The sequence below is a fragment of the Nocardia puris genome, from assembly GCF_036051655.1.
In the GTDB taxonomy this organism is placed as follows: Bacteria; Actinomycetota; Actinomycetes; order Mycobacteriales; family Mycobacteriaceae; genus Nocardia; species Nocardia puris.
Genome location: NZ_CP107943.1, coordinates 6,069,924 through 6,084,877, shown reverse-complemented (window position 1 = coordinate 6,084,877; position 14,954 = coordinate 6,069,924). Strand labels below are relative to the sequence as shown.

The following is a 14,954-nucleotide window of genomic DNA, read 5'->3' as shown; positions in this document are numbered from 1 at the left end:
TTCCGCGCTGCACAGGACCGGGGCTCATGGCTGCCCCAGGTTCTCGGCGGCCAGCAGCGGCGCCCACAGGCGGCGGGCCAGGGCGCCGAAACGGGTGGTCTCGCCCGGTTCACCGTCGGGTGCGGGGGCCGCGAGCAAGTCGTCCAGGCGCGGTGCCGGTCCCCAGATGTAGCGGAGGTGGCGGTCGGTGTGGTCGCCGAATTTGTTGGCACCCGCTGTGTCGCCGCCGAATTCGTGCTCGGCCGCCGCGATCGCGTCGTCGATGCCGCCGCCGCGGAAGCGCCGATCGGCGTAGGCGGCGGTGGCCGTCGGCGCGACGGGGAGGGGTTCGGTGCGGCCGAGATCGCGCAGGCGCACCAGTTCGCGCAGGATCGCCACGGCCGCCGGGGCGTCGGGCGCGGTGAGCGTGGAACGCCAAGCGGGACGGTGGAATTGGCCGCGCCCGGTGGTCACGGCGCGCCACGGGCGGTCCTCGGTGGCCGCCAGCGCCAACAGCGAAACCCACGCCGCCATGCGATGTTTCGGCGCGAGCCGGGAGAACGTGGTGCGCACCAGCGTGTCGGCGCGGACCTCGGGCACGGTGCCGGTGAGCATGCGTCCGCCGCCGAGGTCGATCGCGATGTCCACCGCCCGCGCTTCACCCTCGTAGTCGGGTTGCGAGGCGCGGACCAGCCGGTCCACCGTGTGCTCGACCTCGTCCAGCACCGCCGCGCCGAGCGCGAACGGCGGCAGCGTGCCGCGCCGCCATTCCGCCGCCCGCAGCACCGCCGGATCGGCACCGGTGAGCCGCGCCGCCAGCAGGCGTTCGCCCAGCTCCCATTTCGCGAGGCCGTCCAGTTCGATGGGCAGCCGGTCGGCGATGTCCTCCTCGTGGTCGGGCACGCGCAATCCCAGCCGCTGCCAGAGGAATCCACGCACGGGATGTTCGGCGAAGGCGATCAGATCAGCCAGGGCGACATCGCCCTGATCCGGCATCGGCAGCGGTTCGGCGAGGAACGGCGGACGCGGCGCGGGCGCAGCGCCGGCGGCCACCGCGCCCGCGAGGGCGACCTCGTCGAAGCTGAACGGGTTGTCCGCCAGGAAGTTCCGCCGATCGAACCCTTGCAGGGGATGACGGGTCACGATCTCGCGCATGCCCGCCGCGCCCACGTGCGCCCGCACCGCGTCGAGGACCTCGGCGACCGGGATGGCGGGCGGGCGGTGCGCGCCGGTGATCGGGTCCGCGCCGGTGTGGAAGATCAGCAGCTTCTCCCGCGCCGCGAGCACCGCGTCCAGCAGCAGCTGGCGGTCTTCCGCGCGCGGATCGCGTTCGCCCAGCAGCGGATCGCGGGCCAGCACGTCGTCGCCGTCCACGCCGCCGGTGCGCGGGAAGACGTCGTCGTCCATGCCCAGCAGCACCACCACGCGATGCGGCACCGAGCGCATCGGCACCAGCGTGCACACGGTCAGCTCGCCGGTGCGGAAGTTCGCGCGGGTGGGCCGCGCCGCCAGCCTGCTCGACAGCAGCACCGTCACGTCGGCCAGCCGCAGCGGCGTGTCCCCCGCGTGCTCGGTGGCGGCGGCGATCTCGCGGCGCGCCTCCGTGCGCATCCAGGACTGGCTGTCGGGCACGTCGGTCAGCAGGTCCAGCGCGCGGGCGAGCACGGCCGCCCACTCGTGCGCGGGTCGCGGGCCGCGCAGATCGCGCAGGCACACCGCGAGGCGGTCCACGAATTCGGCGAAGCGGCCGGCCAGGTCCACGTCGTTGCTGTCCACGTCGTCCAGCGGCAGCGCGAGATCGAGCCAGTCCTCGGCGGATTCGTCGGCCGTGACGCCCAGCAGGATACGGTCCACCGCGCCGTTGAGGGTGTTCTGCCCGAAGTCGGCGAGCCCGAACGCCTGGCGCTGGCGCTGCCCGATCCCCCAGCGCGCCCCCGATTCGGCCGCCCACTCGCGCAGCCGCTCGATCGCGTCCTCGTCGAAACCACAACGGCGGCGCACGGTTTCGGCCGCGGCCAGATCCAGCACCTGGGTCACGGTGACCCGCCCGTCGGCCAGTTCGAGCAGCACGGCGATCACGGCCAGCAGCGGATTGGTGACCGACCGATCCCGGTCCGCCAGCCGCACGCGCAGCTGGTGCGCGGGATGCGTTGCCTCCTGCGGACTCTCACCCCCGGAGCGCGCGCCGAACGCCGCGCGCACGAGCGGGGCGTAGGTCTCCACGTCGGGGCACATGATCAGCACGTCGCGTGGTTCGAGGGCGGTGTCGGCGGCGAAGAGCCCGAGCAGGCACTCCCGCAGCACCTCCACCTGTCGCGACGGACCGTGGCAGACGTGCACGCGCACACTGTCGTCGGCGGGGATCGCGGGCGGCGGCCAGGCGTCGTCCCGGATTCCGGCCTGCAACGCCGACAGCAGGGTCGAATGATCTGGTGGCGCAGGGTGATTCGCGTGCTCCACGCTGTCATCCTCGGCAGCCGCCGGGGACGCATTCGGATACCACTCCGGCCCAGCCAGGTTCGCTGCCGACGGGATGTGTTCGTCCGTCGACACCGCCGTCAGGGAGGCGAGGCGCTGCTGAGTCTCTCGAACGTCGCGCGCCAGACCCGACAATAGGGGGTGCTGGACCAGCGCCGCGGTCTCGTCGTCGGCGCGGGCGATCGCGGGGCGCGCGCCCGACAGGGCCGACCACATGACCGGGCTCGGGTGGGTGAGCCACAGGTGGACGTCGCGGGTGACGGCGAGCGCGTCCAGCACGGCCAGCTGATCGGTGGGCAGCCGCGTCACGCCGAACAGCGAAAGCCGTTGCGGCAGTTCGACCAGATCGGGTTCGGCGCGCAGCCGGGCGCAGGCCGCGTCGAGCCGCTCGGCCGGGCTGGGCGCGTCGAGCTCGCCGCGCAGCCGCCGCCACAGCTGCGGCTGCCAGGCCAGGTCGCCGGGGATCGGATGCCCCGCGCCGTCGGTGTCGGCCCCGGACGCCCATTCGGTGATCAGCCGGGGCCGCTGCGCGCCGTAGCCCTCGAACAGGCCCGCCAGGTGCGCGGCGGTGGCGTAGCGCCTGCCGAGCCGGTGCTCCCCGCGCGGCGGATCGCCCGCGCCGAGGTGCCGGGCCAGCACCGCGGCCCACGGTTCGGCGGCGGCCGCGTCGACGACCCGCAGCAGCGCCCACACCGCGCGTTCGTGCGCCCACGGATCATCCTGTGCCGCCACGCCGGAACTCGCCGCCAGCACCTCCGCGACCAGCGCGGCAGGCGAGGGGAAACGGATGTTCGCGGCGATGCCGTCGCGGCCGCCGCCCGAGACGCCGAGCACCGCCGACAGATGCTGGGTGAGCCACCGTTCGATGCCCTTCGCGGGCACCGCCACCACCTCCGCCGCGAACGGATCGGGCGGCGGCACGGCCAGCAGCGCCGCGAGCGCGTCCGCCAGGGCGTCGGCGCGCTCGGCCCGGTGGATGTGCAGCGGCATGGCACGTTTATACGCCAGCGACCGGCGCGCAACCCCGCCGCCCCGCCGCCCGAGGCGTGAGCTGGACCACACACCCGCGCGGCGCACGGCCGTGTCGCCGCGATTCTGTCGGACCCCTGTGCCAGAGTGCTCCGCGGGGAGGAAAGGCTGAGCTGCACCGAAAGGCTGGTTCGCGTCATGGATGCGAAGGTGATCCCCCTCGTCCCCACCGGCGGGTTCACGGTCCGCCGCGTAGGCGACCGCTGGGAGTTGGTGAACACGCGTCACTACGGCACCGCCGTCCTGCACACCTGGCCGCGCGAGGAGCACGCCGAAGCCTTCGCCCACTGCTACCGCCTCAACGGCCGCACCGTCGAAGACCTCCGCGCCGCCTTCCGCTGACCGGGGCGCCCTGGGCCCTGTCGCCCATCCAACCGCGTCGACGTCCCCCGCGGGGGGCGCACCAGAGGCCGTTTCCGCCGCCCACACCGAGTCCCACGCCCACGAATTGTCCTGGGACCCACGCCAACGGTGCCCAGGCCTTGCCCAGCCGGCGAGCCGTAGAACTTCCGCCGTACGCGGCGAAACCCCCTGTGGTGCAAGCACGTATCGACCTGGCAATTCGCGGCCATCGGGACTCGAGACGTGCGTCGCGCGCGGCGATGTGCGATCGTCTTCCCTCGTGCGTTACCCCATGGCCGCCACCCGCACCGTTCCGCGCGTGGCCGCATCCGCCTGTGTCCTGGCCGCCGCGGCGATTCTGATCCCGAGCGCGCCCCTCCTGCTGCCCCCCGCCGCGGCCCCCCACGCGCACGCCGCGCCGGGCTGCCGCGACGGTTTCGACTGCGATCTGAGCAACCGGATCGCCAAGGCCGACGCCTACCTGAACTCGCGGCCCGGCGTCACCGGCTACGTGCTGCGCGACCGGGTGACCGGCGGTGTCTACGCCAACCAGCACGCCGAGAATTCGGTGTGGACGGCCTCCACCATCAAGCTGGCCATCGCCGCCGACCTGCTCAACCGGGCGCGCGTCGGCGCCGTCGTGCTCGGCCCCGAGGATCGCGAGCGGATCGAGGCCATGCTGGCCACGTCCAACGACGCCGCCGCCGACTTGCTGTGGAACAAGTACGCGGGCTTCGACCGGATGGCGTTCAACAACGCCTTCCGCGCCAACGGCATGGTCTCGCTCATCCCGCAGCCCACCACCACCGCGATGTTCCCGGACTGGTCCTTCCAGAAGTGCACGGCCGCCGATCTGGACCGGCTGATGGACCACGTCCTCTCCGTCATGCACCCCGACGACCGCAACTACCTGCTGGACCGGATGCGCAACGTCGACTCCAACCAGCACTGGGGCGTCTGGGGCGCGGGCGCGCGGCTGCGCCCGGGCCTCAAGAACGGCTGGTCCGCCGAACAGGGCGGCTGGGTGGTGAACTCGGTCGGCTTCGCGGGCCCCGGCGAGCGCTATACCCTGGCGATCATGACCTCCCTCGGCGGCGAGGGCGGCTACACCGAGGGCGCCGACACCGACACCCGCCTGGCCGAGATCCTGCTCGCGGGCCGCTGACGGACGGGACCCGCCCCGGTCACCGCGCGACCGGGGCGGCTCACTCCGCCGCCGGGCCCGCGGTGAGCGACGACCGCGCAACACACCGCCGACACCGATCTCGTCGTGACGCTGCGGGAACGGCAGACTACGGTTGAGGCTTGTCGGTAACCGTTCACGGGGGACGCACCCCGGACCTTCGAGGAGCAGGGCGATGAGCACTCAGTCTGTCGAGAACCGTCGTCACAAGGTGGTGGTGATCGGTTCGGGCTTCGGCGGCCTGTTCGGCACCAAGCATCTCAAGCGCGCCGACGTGGACGTCACCCTCATCTCCAAGACCTCCACCCACCTGTTCCAGCCGCTGCTGTACCAGGTCGCCACCGGCATCCTCTCGGTCGGCGAGATCGCCCCCGCGACCCGCCTGGTGCTGCGCAAACAGAAGAACGCCCAGGTGCTCATGGGCGAGGTCGTCGACATCGACCTGGAGCACAACACGGTCACCTCACGGTTGCTGAACCAGGACACCGTCACCCCGTTCGACAGCCTCATCGTCGCCACCGGCGCCCAGCAGTCCTACTTCGGCAACGACCACTTCGCCACCTACGCGCCGGGCATGAAGACCATCGACGACGCGCTCGAGCTGCGCGGCCGCATCCTCGGCGCGTTCGAGAGCGCCGAGCTGGCCACCACCCAGGAGATGCGCGACCGGCTGCTCACCTTCGTGGTGGTCGGCGCGGGCCCCACCGGCGTGGAGCTGGCGGGGCAGATCGCCGAGCTGTCCGACCGCACGCTGGAGGGGACCTTCCACAACATCGATCCGCGCGACGCGCGGGTCATCCTCATCGAGGGCGCGGGCGCGGTGCTCGGCCCGATGGGCCCGAAGCTGGGCGGCAAGGCGCAGCGCAGGCTGGAGAAGATGGGCGTGGAGATCCAGCTCAACGCGATGGTCACCGATATCGACGCGCACGGCGTGACGGTGAAGGACGCCGACGGCACCCTGCGGCGCATCGAGTCCTCCTGCAAGGTGTGGTCGGCGGGCGTGCAGGCCAGCCCGCTGGGCAAGATGCTGGCCGAGCGTTCCGAGGGCACCGAGGTGGACCGCGCCGGGCGCGTGATCGTCGAACCCGACCTCACCATCAAGGGTCACCCGAACGTCTTCGTGGTCGGCGATCTGATGTCGGTGCCCGACGTGCCGGGTCAGGCGCAGGGCGCGATCCAGGGCGCCACCTACGCCGCCAAGCAGATCAAGGCCGGGCTCAAGGGCCAGACGCCCGAGCAGCGCAAGCCGTTCAAGTACTTCAACAAGGGCAGCATGGCCACGGTGTCGCGGTTCAGCGCCGTGTGCCAGGTGGGCAAGCTGGAGTTCGGCGGGTTCATCGCCTGGCTGGCCTGGCTGGCGCTGCACCTGTACTACCTGGTGGGCTACCGCAGCCGGATCATCACGGTGATCCAGTGGTTCGTCACCTTCCTCGGGCGCACCCGCGGCCAGATGGCCGCCACCGAGCAGTGGGTGTTCGCGCGCCTGGCGCTGGAACAGGTCGCCGAGGACCAGGAGGACGCCGACGAACTCGCCGCCGCCCTCGGCGCGCCGCCCGCGGGCAACGGGCGCGCCCCCGGCAAGGCCGCACCCGATCGCGCCGTCTCCTGATTTAGCTATCTACCAGCAATTATTCCTCTCGCCCACGCCACCAATCCGGGTGCGGCTCGGGTCCGAATGTCGGACGTCGAGCAAGTCCCCCGGAAGAAAGGTGAGTATGGGCACCGGTAAGCACAGAGCTCCCAGCGCACAGCGCCAAAAGGTGGGCTCGATGGTGGCGGTGGGCGCGGTCCCGCTGGTGCTGGCGTTGGTCGGCACCGGCACCGCGAACGCCGAGCCCGCCCGGTCGGCCACCGTCAACCAGCCCGAACGGGAAGCCTCCTGGCCGCCGGCCGAGGCCCCCAACGTCCGGCCGTACGAAGGACTGCGGATCCCGGACAACACGCACAGCTCGCTCCAGTGGTCGCGACCCGCCCCGGACAAGAGCTACCTGGCTCCGGTCGGCGTGCTGCACCCGCCGGTGCCGGTGGCCCCGGTGCCGCCGATCGCGCCGCCGCCGGGACAGTTCCGGTTCGGCGACGTCACGCTGCCCGCGCCGGATTGGATCGACCGCGAGCAGGCCATCCAGATCAACGACAACGCCGCGATGGCCGAGGCCAACCTGGCGACGTTCCTGGACTCCATCGGGATGGAGCGCAGCCGGTCCGACCGCATAGCGGGACAGACCATCGGCACCGCGGCCCAGGGTGCCGTCGTGGGTGCGGCGGCCGCCGCGCCGCTCGCGCTCACCGGCGCCATGGTGGGCGGCGTGGCCGGACTCGTGGCGGGGTTGCCGCTGCTGCCCGTCGGCCTGGTCGCGGGCCCGATGCTGGGTGCCGCGGTGGGCGCCGCCGTCGTCACGGTTCCGGCCGCCGCGGTCGGGGCGGCGGCCGGAGCGGCCGTCGGCGCGGTCTCCGCGTTCAACGCACCTTCGCGGGTTGTCGACGCCTGAGCGCTGGATTCCGGTGCTCAGCGGTGACCTCCGGGACGCGGGCGGGTGGCCGGCGATCACGCCGGGCGCCCGCCCGCGTTCTCGAAGCAGGGCAATCGGCCGGCTACCCGAGCGGGCCGGTAGGTAGTTCTACCCGCGCCGCCGCGTAGAAGCACAGCGGCGCAGGACTTTTCGATACGGCACGATAGGGCGATGGCAACACCCCCGACCCGGCCGGTCTCCCCCGTCGAATGGATCGCGCGGATCGTCGCGCTCGTCGTCCTCGTGCCCTTGCGCGTGCTCTGGGAAGGGCTGCGGTTGGTCGGCCGCGGCGCGGCCGCCGCCGTCGTCTACTTCGTCGCGGAGCTGTTGATCCCGGTCGCGCGGTTCTTCTGGTACTGGATGATCCGCCCGCTCTGGTTGTTCCTCAAGGATTTCGTGTGGGGGTGGCTGCTACAGCAGGTGCTGTGGGGGTTGGTGCTGACGCCCCTGATCGCCCTGCTGCTCGACTTCGTCCTGCGGCCTCTGCGCCGCGCCGTCGAGGAATGGCTGTGGCGGCGCGTGCTGCGTCCCGCGCTCACCTGGGTGTGGACGACGGTGCTGTGGCCCACGCTGCAGGTGCTCGCCTTGGTCGCGGCGTGGTTGGCCGACCAGCTGATCGTCCGGCCGCTCACCGCGTTGTGGCGCTGGGTGATTCAGCCGCTGTGGCGACTGCTGCGCACCGTGCTGACCTACGCGTGGGAGGTCGCGACCGTCATCGTCGGGATCCTCGTCGTCACGCCGTGCCGGGCGCTCTACCGGTATGTGTTGCGCCCGGTGCTGGCGGCGTTCGCGGCCGTGTGGGTCGCGGTGGTGGTGCGCCCGCTGCGCTGGGTCCACGCGCATGTCCTGTCGCCCGTGAACAAATGGGCGGCCGAGATCCTCAACACCGTCTTCGCGCGCTGAGGACCCGCCTCAGTCCGCGGCCGCCGAAACCTTCTGCGCCCCTTCGACCTCGGCAGACTCCACGACACCGGGCGCGCGGCGGGTCGACACCCACGCGGCCGCGGCCATGAGCAGGAGCAGGCCCGCGCCCACCGTGGTCGCGACGTGCATGCCGTCGACGAACGACTGCCGCGCGCTGTGCACCAGAACCTCGTCGCCGCTCGCGCGCTGCAAGGTCTCGCCCAGCGTCGGCGCGTAGTCGCCGCCGGAGCGGAAGATCAGGGCGGCCAGCGAGCCGAGCAGCGCCAGGCCGAGCGCGTTGCCCAGTTCGAAACTCGTCTCGGAGATGCTCACCGCCGACCCGGCACGCGCGGGCGGCACCGAGGACACGGCGACCTCCGAGACCAGGGTGAACACCACGCCGTAGCCGATGCCGGCGATGGTCGAGCCGGCCACGTACCAGCCGATGCCGCCGTCCACGCCCACGCCGAGCAGCAGCATGTTGCCCAGCGCGGCCGCCAGCAGGGCCAGCACGAACGTCGCGCGGGTGCCCAGCGCCGCGGCCACCCGCGCGCCGCCCATGGAGAACACGAACACCGCCACGGCCATCGGGATCCCGAGCAGCGCCGCGGCCAGCGGGTCGCGCCCGGTGACCGACTGCAAGTAGACGCTGGTGAGGTAGCTCAGCGCGGCCAGCGAGATCATGCCGACGAGGCTGGACCCGATGGCGACGCGGAACTGCGGGCGGGCGAACAGCTTCAGATCCAGCAGCGGATCGTCGAGCACGCGCTGCCTGCGCACGAACGCCACCAGCACCGCGACGCCGAGCGCGCCGACGACGATGCCCTCGGCGTCCAGGCCGACCGACGCGGCGTGCTTCACCGCGTACACCACCGGCAGGATGCCGCCGATCGACAGGGCGACGCTGGGCAGGTCGAGCGGGCCGCGCGCCCCCGCGCGGTGCTCGGGCAGCAGCAGCGGGCCGAACACGAGCAGGATCAGCAGTACCGGCAGGTTGATGAGAAACACCGAGCCCCACCAGAAGTGGTGCAGCAGGAACCCACCGAGGATCGGGCCCACGGCCGAACCGCCCGCGAAGAACGCCGTCCACACGCCGATCGCCGCGGCGCGCCGGCGGGTGTCGGTGAAAAGGTTGGAGATGAGGGCGAGGCTGGAGGGCAGCAGGGTCGCACCGCCCACGCCCATCAGGGCGCGCGCGGCGATCAGCACGGGCGCGCTCGGCGCGAACGCGGCCAGCACCGACGCGATGCCGAACAGCGTGGCGCCCGCCAGCAGGATATTGCGCCTGCCGATGCGGTCGCCCAGGTTGCCCATGGTGATGAGCAAGCCCGCGATGAGGAAGCCGTAGATGTCGAGAATCCAGAGTTGTTGCGCGGCCGAGGGATCCAGGTCGACGGTGAGCGTCGGCATGGCCAGGAACAGCACCGACATGTCCATCGAGACCAGCAACACCGGCAGCACCAGCACCGCGAGTCCCAGCCAGGCCCGCCGCGAGCCCGCCTCCACTGCGTTCATCTGTGTTCCGAATCCTCTCCCGTGTCCCGCGTACGGCGTACGCATGCGCCGGGGTACAGTGTACGCATCCGGGCCCGGAATCGAAAGTGAGTCATGGGATGACCGAGCCGAAGCTGCACCGCGCGGCGATCGTGGACACCGCGATCGCCCTCGCCGACACCGAGGGGCTGGACGCGCTGTCCATGCGCCGCATCGCCGACCGCCTGGGCGTGGGCGCCATGTCGCTGTACCGCCACCTGGCCAACAAGGACGAGCTCATCGCCGCGATGACCGACGAGATCACGCGCAGGCACCCCTACCCCGATCCGGCCGGCACCGGCTGGACCTGGCGCGACCGGGTGCGCATCGCCGCCGAGGTGGACTGGGCGCTGTACCGCGAACACCCGTGGGTGCTGCTCACGTTCGCCATGCCCCGCTACAGCTTCGGCCCCTACTCCATGGACGCGCTGGCCTGGCTGGTCGAGGGTTTCCGCGAGTTGGACGTGTCCCCGCGCGAGGCCATGCAGATGGCGTTCACCGTGTGGAACTACATCTCCGGCGCCACGCTGCCGTACGTCAGCTCGTCGCTGGTCACCAGCAAAGGCATCCAGCCCGACGGGCACAACGGGCTGCGCGCGCTGCTCGACGGCACCCCGCTCAACCCGGTGCCGCCCGCGCTGGCCGAACTCGAGGGCGCGGGGGTGAGCGATCTCACCTCCGAGGACCTGCTGTTTTCCGGGCTGGAGGCGCTGTGCGACGGGTTCGCCGCGCGGGTTGCCGCGCGCACCCGCTGATCGGCCGAAATTCGGTGGAGCGCGGTCGTCGCGGCCGCCTACGCTGCGCCCCATGACCGAACACACCGGACTGCTGAACGTGGTCGACGTCGAGGCCACGTGCTGGGACGGGCCGGTGCCCGCGGGCGCCGCGCACGAGATCATCGAAATCGGGCTCACCGTGGTCGATCTCGGCGCGGGCGCGCGAATCGCCAAGCACCGCATCCTGGTTCGGCCCGAACGCAGCGCGGTGAGCGAGTTCTGCACCGAGCTCACGGGACTCACGCAGGACGAGGTCGACGGCGGGGTGCCCTTCGCCGAGGCCTGCCGAATTCTCGCCGCCGACCACGACGCCGGCGCGCGGCCCTGGGCCAGCTGGGGCGATTACGACCGCAAGCAGTTCACGGCGCAGTGCGCCACGACCGGCACCGCCTACCCGTTCGGCGCCCGGCACACCAACGCCAAACTCGTGTTCACCGAGGCGCACGGGCTGCGCCGCCGCCCGGGGATGGCGCAAGCGCTCGAGATCGCCGGGCTGCCGCTGGAGGGCCGCCACCACCGCGGCGAGGACGACGCGTGGAACATCGCCGCGCTCGTGCTGCGGCTGCGCGAGCGCGGCGCGTGGCGGGTGACTTCCGACGGCGTGCGCTAGCCGGACACCACCGCGAAAGCGAAACCGTCCCAGCCCTTCTGGCCGACGGTCTGCACCACCGTCGCGTCCAGCCGCGGTTCGGCGGCGAGCAGTTCCACGAGCTCCCGGCTGGCTCGCACGGCCGGGTCCGCCGAGGCCGGATCGGCCACCGCGCCGCCGCGCACCACGTTGTCCACCACGATCACCGCGCCGGGACGGGTGAGCCGCAGCGCCCAGTTCACGTAGTTGGAGTTGTTGACCTTGTCGGCGTCGATGAACACCAGGTCGAACGGTTCACCGCCCTCGGCCTCCAGCACGGGCAGGCTGTCCAGCGCCGCGCCGACCCGGACGTCGACCCGCTCGCCCACGCCGGCGCGGTCCAGGTTCTCGCGCGCGACTTTCGCGTGCTCGGGTTGGAATTCGAGCGTCACCACCCGGCCGGACGGGCCGACCGCCCGCGCCAGCCAGAGGGTGCTGAATCCGCCGAGGGTGCCGATCTCGAGCACCCGGCGCGCACCGGTCGAGCGCGCCAGCAGCGACAGGAACTTGCCCTGTGCCGCGGACACATCGATCGCGGGCAGGCCCGCGGCGGCATTGGCCGCCAGCGCGGCGGCGGTGTCGGGATCGCGCACCAGGTGGTCCACCAGGTAGCTGTCCACGTCGGCCCAGTCAGGTGTCGTCATATTCCGCAGTCTGCCACCGGTGGCGCGGCCCGGCCCCGATCACGCGGTCGCCGAGACCTGCTCGATCTGCACGATCGCCGCGATGGCCTGCGTGGCAGCCGAACCCAGCGATTTCAGATCGAAGATCGCCGAAAACAGCTTGCGCAACAGATTCGACACCTGGAGGCTGGCCGCGCTGATGCCGAAGGTCGCCCGCGCCGCCGCCGCGAAGGATCCGGTGCCGACCGTCGCCAGGATGATGATGGTGACCTCCACCAGCAGCCCGGCCAGCGCCGAGAGGATGTCGACGATCGCGCCGCGCACCGCCTCGACCAGCTTGCCCATCTTCTCGTTCAGCGTCCCCAGCACCGCGGCGAGCGCGGCCAGGCCGCCGATCGAGTTCATGTACTCGCCCGCGCGGGTGCGGTAGGCCAGCGCGGTCTCCCCCGTCCAGCCCGCGGTGCCCGACGCGACCTCGGCGTCCCAGGCGCTCGCCACCTCCTTCAGGCGCTCGGCGATGTTCTCCCAGGACTTCGAATACGCCTCGACCATGCCGGGATTGCCCGCCAGCGAGTCCAGCGCCTTGCGCATCGGCTCCACGTGCTCGAGCATCCAGCCCATCAGCTGGCCGCCCAGGAAGTTGAAGGGATCCAGGTACTTGCCGCCTGCGATCGATTCAGCCAGGCTCACCGCCGAGGACGCGACCGAGAACGCCTTGAACACACCGTCGAGCTGCTCGCCGCTGGTGAACAGATGGAACGCCTCGAAACTGTCGCCGAGGACGGTGCCGGACAGGATGCCCGCGTTCGCGTCGTCCTCGCCCTGGGCGCCGGTGGGCTTGCCCAGGTTGCTGTGCAGGAACGCCCGCTCCTGGTAGTACTCCTCGCGGAAGTCGGTGCTCTCCTCCAGCAACTCGTTGTCGGGGCGTTCGGCGTCGTCGAACAGCAGATTGGGCACGCTGATCGGCGCCTCGTTGAGGAACCGGCCGACGGGGGTCTGCTCGCTCACGCCGCACCGCCGATCTGAGCGCGCTGCTTGTCCAGGGCGCCCTTGCGCGCCGCGTCCTGCTCCTCGAACACGTCGGCGGCCTGGCGCAGCTTCTGCGGCAGCGCCGCGACCGCGGCGCTGTAGTGGCGCAGGCCCGCGACGATGTCCTCGTGCTTCGGGTTCAGGATCGACTGCGCGTAGGGGCGGACGAGCAGGCCGTACCCGTCGTCGGCCTGTGCCAGATAGGCGGCGGCCTCCAGCGCCTGCGCCAACCCCTCGCTGATGGTCTCCACCCGTTTCGCGTGCTCGCGCGCCCGCTCGGGGTCGACGTTCACCTCGGCCATCGCCACGGACGATCACCCTCCTCGTTCCCGGAACGCCGCCGCGGCGGCGCGGTCGCCGACGACGACCTATGAACTTGGACGCCGCCGAGTCGAATCCGGTTCCCTCGAATTCGAGGCGATCACTCCAGCCAGGATTTGCGGCGGTAGTAGAGGTCGTCGTCGTCCGGCTCGTCCGGGGTGACGGTGTGGTCCCGGTCGGGCTTGCGGGTGCCGGGGGCCGGCGCGGCCGGGGGCGGCGGCGTGAACGCGGCGGGCGGGGTGTATTCCGGTTCGGGCGGGGTGGGCGGCGCGGCCGGGGCCTCCGGTGCCACATCGGGGAACCGCTCGGCGTACTGGCCGACGATGCTCTGGCCCGCGGCGTCGTCGCCGACCGCCGCGTGCACCATATCGGTCACCTGGACGCGCAACTTGGCCTGCGCGCGCTTGGTGCACGCCATGAGTTCGCTCGCCACCGCCGCCGGGTCCATCCCGCGGGTCGCGGGGGCCAGCGAGATGGCGGTGGTCACGCCGTTGGCGTCCACCGTGACACTGATCCGGTTGTCGGCGGAGGTCTCGGTGACCGACACGGCCGCCATCCGGCCGTGCAGTTCCTGGTACTTCTCGGCCGTGCGCTGCAGATTCTCGGCCCACCGGGCCAGATCGTCGGCGGCCTGGGCCGGATCGTTGCTCAGCATTCGCGTCCCCTTCCACGCTTGCGACAGCGGTGTCGTCCCGGAAAGCGATGCGCCGCCCCCGAGTTCGCCGGAACTTTACCGGCCGCGCGGCTCGCCGGGACGCACGGGTCAGTCCCGCTCGGGCAGGTTCTGCAACCGCACCTGGCCGCGCGCCACGACGCGCTGCTGCTCGTCGGTGATCACGACCTGCCACAGCTGCTGGGTGCGGCCCTGGTGCACCGGGACGGCCTCGCCGGTGAGGGTGCCCTCGCGCACGGCGCGCAGGAAGTCGGTGTTGTTGTTGACGCCGACGACGGTGCCGCGCTCGCCGTACCAGATGCCGCCGCCGATGCTGGCCAGCGTCTCGATGACGGTGCAGTAGACGCCGCCGTTCTGGATGCCCGCGGGCTGGTAGAGATGCGGCTTCACGACCCATTCACCGCGCACCCGGTCCGGTGCGAGTTCGGTGTAGCGCAGTCCGATCAGATCGGCGAAGGTGCCCTCGCTGACCTTGTTCATGAGCTCCGGGGTGAGGTCGGCCATCGAGCGCACGTCGCCGTTGTCGTGTTCCGTCATGGGTCCAGCTTTACACCCGACGAACCGGATCGCCGCGCCGACCCTGGCGTGGGCGGCCGAACCGGCGGACCGCGGTCGGGAAACACCGCGTGCATGTCTCCGATCCCGTTGGTGAACAAGGGTTTCCGGTGTGGCATCCGCGTGCCACGGCGCCGCACGCACGGCCCGACACGCCGTCCGATCCGACCTGTTGCCAACTTAGGTAAGCCTGACCTATACTCAGAATCGGCGTCAGGATCGAGCGAGGTCCCGAGGGCTGCGGCGACCCCGGTCCACTGCCGCGGAGGGCTCCACCACGGTGGGGCCCTCCGCTTTCTTTTCTCCCTCCGCTCCCTCTCGATCGGCTGATGGCGACCGCTCCGCGCACGCCGGCACCTTCGCGCCGATGCCGAACGGCGAGCGCATCGGCC

General features: G+C 71.8%; 14 protein-coding genes. 7 read left to right on the top strand and 7 right to left on the bottom strand.

The window, feature by feature from the left end:
• Positions 1 to 24: 24 nt before the first annotated feature.
• Complete coding sequence (recC, locus tag OHB21_RS28145; RefSeq protein ID WP_195124176.1) at positions 25 to 3,447, bottom strand: exodeoxyribonuclease V subunit gamma; 3,423 nt, start codon at positions 3,445 to 3,447, stop codon at positions 25 to 27.
• Positions 3,448 to 3,624: 177 nt separating this feature from the next.
• Between recC and OHB21_RS28140 the strand changes: the two genes are divergently transcribed.
• The 5 genes from OHB21_RS28140 to OHB21_RS28120 all read left to right on the top strand — a co-directional run bounded on the left by OHB21_RS28140 (position 3,625) and on the right by OHB21_RS28120 (position 8,424).
• On the top strand, positions 3,625 to 3,828 hold the full coding sequence (locus OHB21_RS28140; RefSeq protein ID WP_067502197.1) for a hypothetical protein: 204 nt from the start codon (positions 3,625 to 3,627) through the stop codon (positions 3,826 to 3,828).
• A 292-nt stretch (positions 3,829 to 4,120) separates the two neighbouring features.
• The gene (locus tag OHB21_RS28135) at positions 4,121 to 4,993 is read left to right on the top strand and encodes a serine hydrolase (RefSeq protein ID WP_195126507.1); all 873 of its coding nucleotides are present in this window, start codon (positions 4,121 to 4,123) and stop codon (positions 4,991 to 4,993) included.
• Between the two features lie 193 nt (positions 4,994 to 5,186).
• Positions 5,187 to 6,620 carry an NAD(P)/FAD-dependent oxidoreductase gene (locus tag OHB21_RS28130; RefSeq protein WP_067502200.1) on the top strand — a complete coding sequence of 478 codons (1,434 nt, stop codon included), beginning with the start codon at positions 5,187 to 5,189 and terminating at the stop codon, positions 6,618 to 6,620.
• A 160-nt stretch (positions 6,621 to 6,780) separates the two neighbouring features.
• Entirely contained in the window at positions 6,781 to 7,500 is a 720-nt protein-coding gene (locus OHB21_RS28125) for a hypothetical protein (RefSeq protein WP_084537253.1), read from the top strand.
• A gap of 192 nt (positions 7,501 to 7,692) precedes the next feature.
• On the top strand, positions 7,693 to 8,424 hold the full coding sequence (locus OHB21_RS28120; protein WP_195124175.1) for a hypothetical protein: 732 nt from the start codon (positions 7,693 to 7,695) through the stop codon (positions 8,422 to 8,424).
• A gap of 9 nt (positions 8,425 to 8,433) precedes the next feature.
• On the opposite strand, the gene OHB21_RS28115 is transcribed toward OHB21_RS28120, so the two are convergent.
• A complete protein-coding gene (locus tag OHB21_RS28115; protein ID WP_195124174.1) occupies positions 8,434 to 9,939 on the bottom strand; it encodes an MFS transporter in 1,506 nt (501 codons plus the stop codon).
• 98 nt (positions 9,940 to 10,037) lie between these two features.
• Between OHB21_RS28115 and OHB21_RS28110 the strand changes: the two genes are divergently transcribed.
• Positions 10,038 to 10,712: a TetR/AcrR family transcriptional regulator gene (locus OHB21_RS28110; RefSeq protein ID WP_067502218.1), complete on the top strand. Its 675-nt coding sequence runs from the start codon at positions 10,038 to 10,040 to the stop codon at positions 10,710 to 10,712.
• 52 nt (positions 10,713 to 10,764) lie between these two features.
• The gene (locus tag OHB21_RS28105; protein ID WP_067502220.1) at positions 10,765 to 11,343 is read left to right on the top strand and encodes a 3'-5' exonuclease; all 579 of its coding nucleotides are present in this window, start codon (positions 10,765 to 10,767) and stop codon (positions 11,341 to 11,343) included.
• Here the strand turns inward: OHB21_RS28105 and OHB21_RS28100 are convergent.
• The 5 genes from OHB21_RS28100 to OHB21_RS28080 all read right to left on the bottom strand — a co-directional run bounded on the left by OHB21_RS28100 (position 11,340) and on the right by OHB21_RS28080 (position 14,544).
• Positions 11,340 to 12,005 (bottom strand): O-methyltransferase, encoded by a 666-nt coding sequence (locus OHB21_RS28100; RefSeq protein WP_195124173.1) that lies wholly within the window; start codon positions 12,003 to 12,005, stop codon positions 11,340 to 11,342. The genes OHB21_RS28105 and OHB21_RS28100 overlap by 4 nt on opposite strands.
• A 39-nt stretch (positions 12,006 to 12,044) precedes the next feature.
• Positions 12,045 to 12,992 (bottom strand): WXG100 family type VII secretion target, encoded by a 948-nt coding sequence (locus OHB21_RS28095; RefSeq protein WP_195124172.1) that lies wholly within the window; start codon positions 12,990 to 12,992, stop codon positions 12,045 to 12,047.
• Entirely contained in the window at positions 12,989 to 13,315 is a 327-nt protein-coding gene (locus tag OHB21_RS28090; protein ID WP_113974993.1) for a type VII secretion target, read from the bottom strand. Before OHB21_RS28090 ends, OHB21_RS28095 begins: the two co-directional genes overlap by 4 nt.
• A gap of 119 nt (positions 13,316 to 13,434) precedes the next feature.
• A complete protein-coding gene (locus OHB21_RS28085; RefSeq protein WP_067502236.1) occupies positions 13,435 to 13,989 on the bottom strand; it encodes a YbaB/EbfC family nucleoid-associated protein in 555 nt (184 codons plus the stop codon).
• Positions 13,990 to 14,097: 108 nt separating this feature from the next.
• Positions 14,098 to 14,544, bottom strand: a complete 447-nt coding sequence (locus tag OHB21_RS28080; RefSeq protein ID WP_228788440.1) for a PaaI family thioesterase — start codon at positions 14,542 to 14,544, stop codon at positions 14,098 to 14,100.
• Positions 14,545 to 14,954: the final 410 nt, after the last annotated feature.

What these genes read in the sequence shown, in the direction of transcription:
- OHB21_RS28140 (WP_067502197.1), top strand. Translation starts at nt 3,625, where the DNA reads ATGGATGCGAAGGTGATCCCCCTCGTCCCCACCGGCGGGTTCACGGTC.
- OHB21_RS28090 (WP_113974993.1), bottom strand. Translation starts at nt 13,315, where the DNA reads ATGGCCGAGGTGAACGTCGACCCCGAGCGGGCGCGCGAGCACGCGAAA.
- recC (WP_195124176.1), bottom strand. Translation starts at nt 3,447, where the DNA reads ATGCCGCTGCACATCCACCGGGCCGAGCGCGCCGACGCCCTGGCGGAC.
- OHB21_RS28125 (WP_084537253.1), top strand. Translation starts at nt 6,781, where the DNA reads ATGGTGGCGGTGGGCGCGGTCCCGCTGGTGCTGGCGTTGGTCGGCACC.
- OHB21_RS28085 (WP_067502236.1), bottom strand. Translation starts at nt 13,989, where the DNA reads ATGCTGAGCAACGATCCGGCCCAGGCCGCCGACGATCTGGCCCGGTGG.
- OHB21_RS28110 (WP_067502218.1), top strand. Translation starts at nt 10,038, where the DNA reads ATGACCGAGCCGAAGCTGCACCGCGCGGCGATCGTGGACACCGCGATC.
- OHB21_RS28135 (WP_195126507.1), top strand. Translation starts at nt 4,121, where the DNA reads ATGGCCGCCACCCGCACCGTTCCGCGCGTGGCCGCATCCGCCTGTGTC.
- OHB21_RS28120 (WP_195124175.1), top strand. Translation starts at nt 7,693, where the DNA reads ATGGCAACACCCCCGACCCGGCCGGTCTCCCCCGTCGAATGGATCGCG.
- OHB21_RS28115 (WP_195124174.1), bottom strand. Translation starts at nt 9,939, where the DNA reads ATGAACGCAGTGGAGGCGGGCTCGCGGCGGGCCTGGCTGGGACTCGCG.
- OHB21_RS28100 (WP_195124173.1), bottom strand. Translation starts at nt 12,005, where the DNA reads ATGACGACACCTGACTGGGCCGACGTGGACAGCTACCTGGTGGACCAC.
- OHB21_RS28080 (WP_228788440.1), bottom strand. Translation starts at nt 14,544, where the DNA reads ATGACGGAACACGACAACGGCGACGTGCGCTCGATGGCCGACCTCACC.
- OHB21_RS28130 (WP_067502200.1), top strand. Translation starts at nt 5,187, where the DNA reads ATGAGCACTCAGTCTGTCGAGAACCGTCGTCACAAGGTGGTGGTGATC.
- OHB21_RS28105 (WP_067502220.1), top strand. Translation starts at nt 10,765, where the DNA reads ATGACCGAACACACCGGACTGCTGAACGTGGTCGACGTCGAGGCCACG.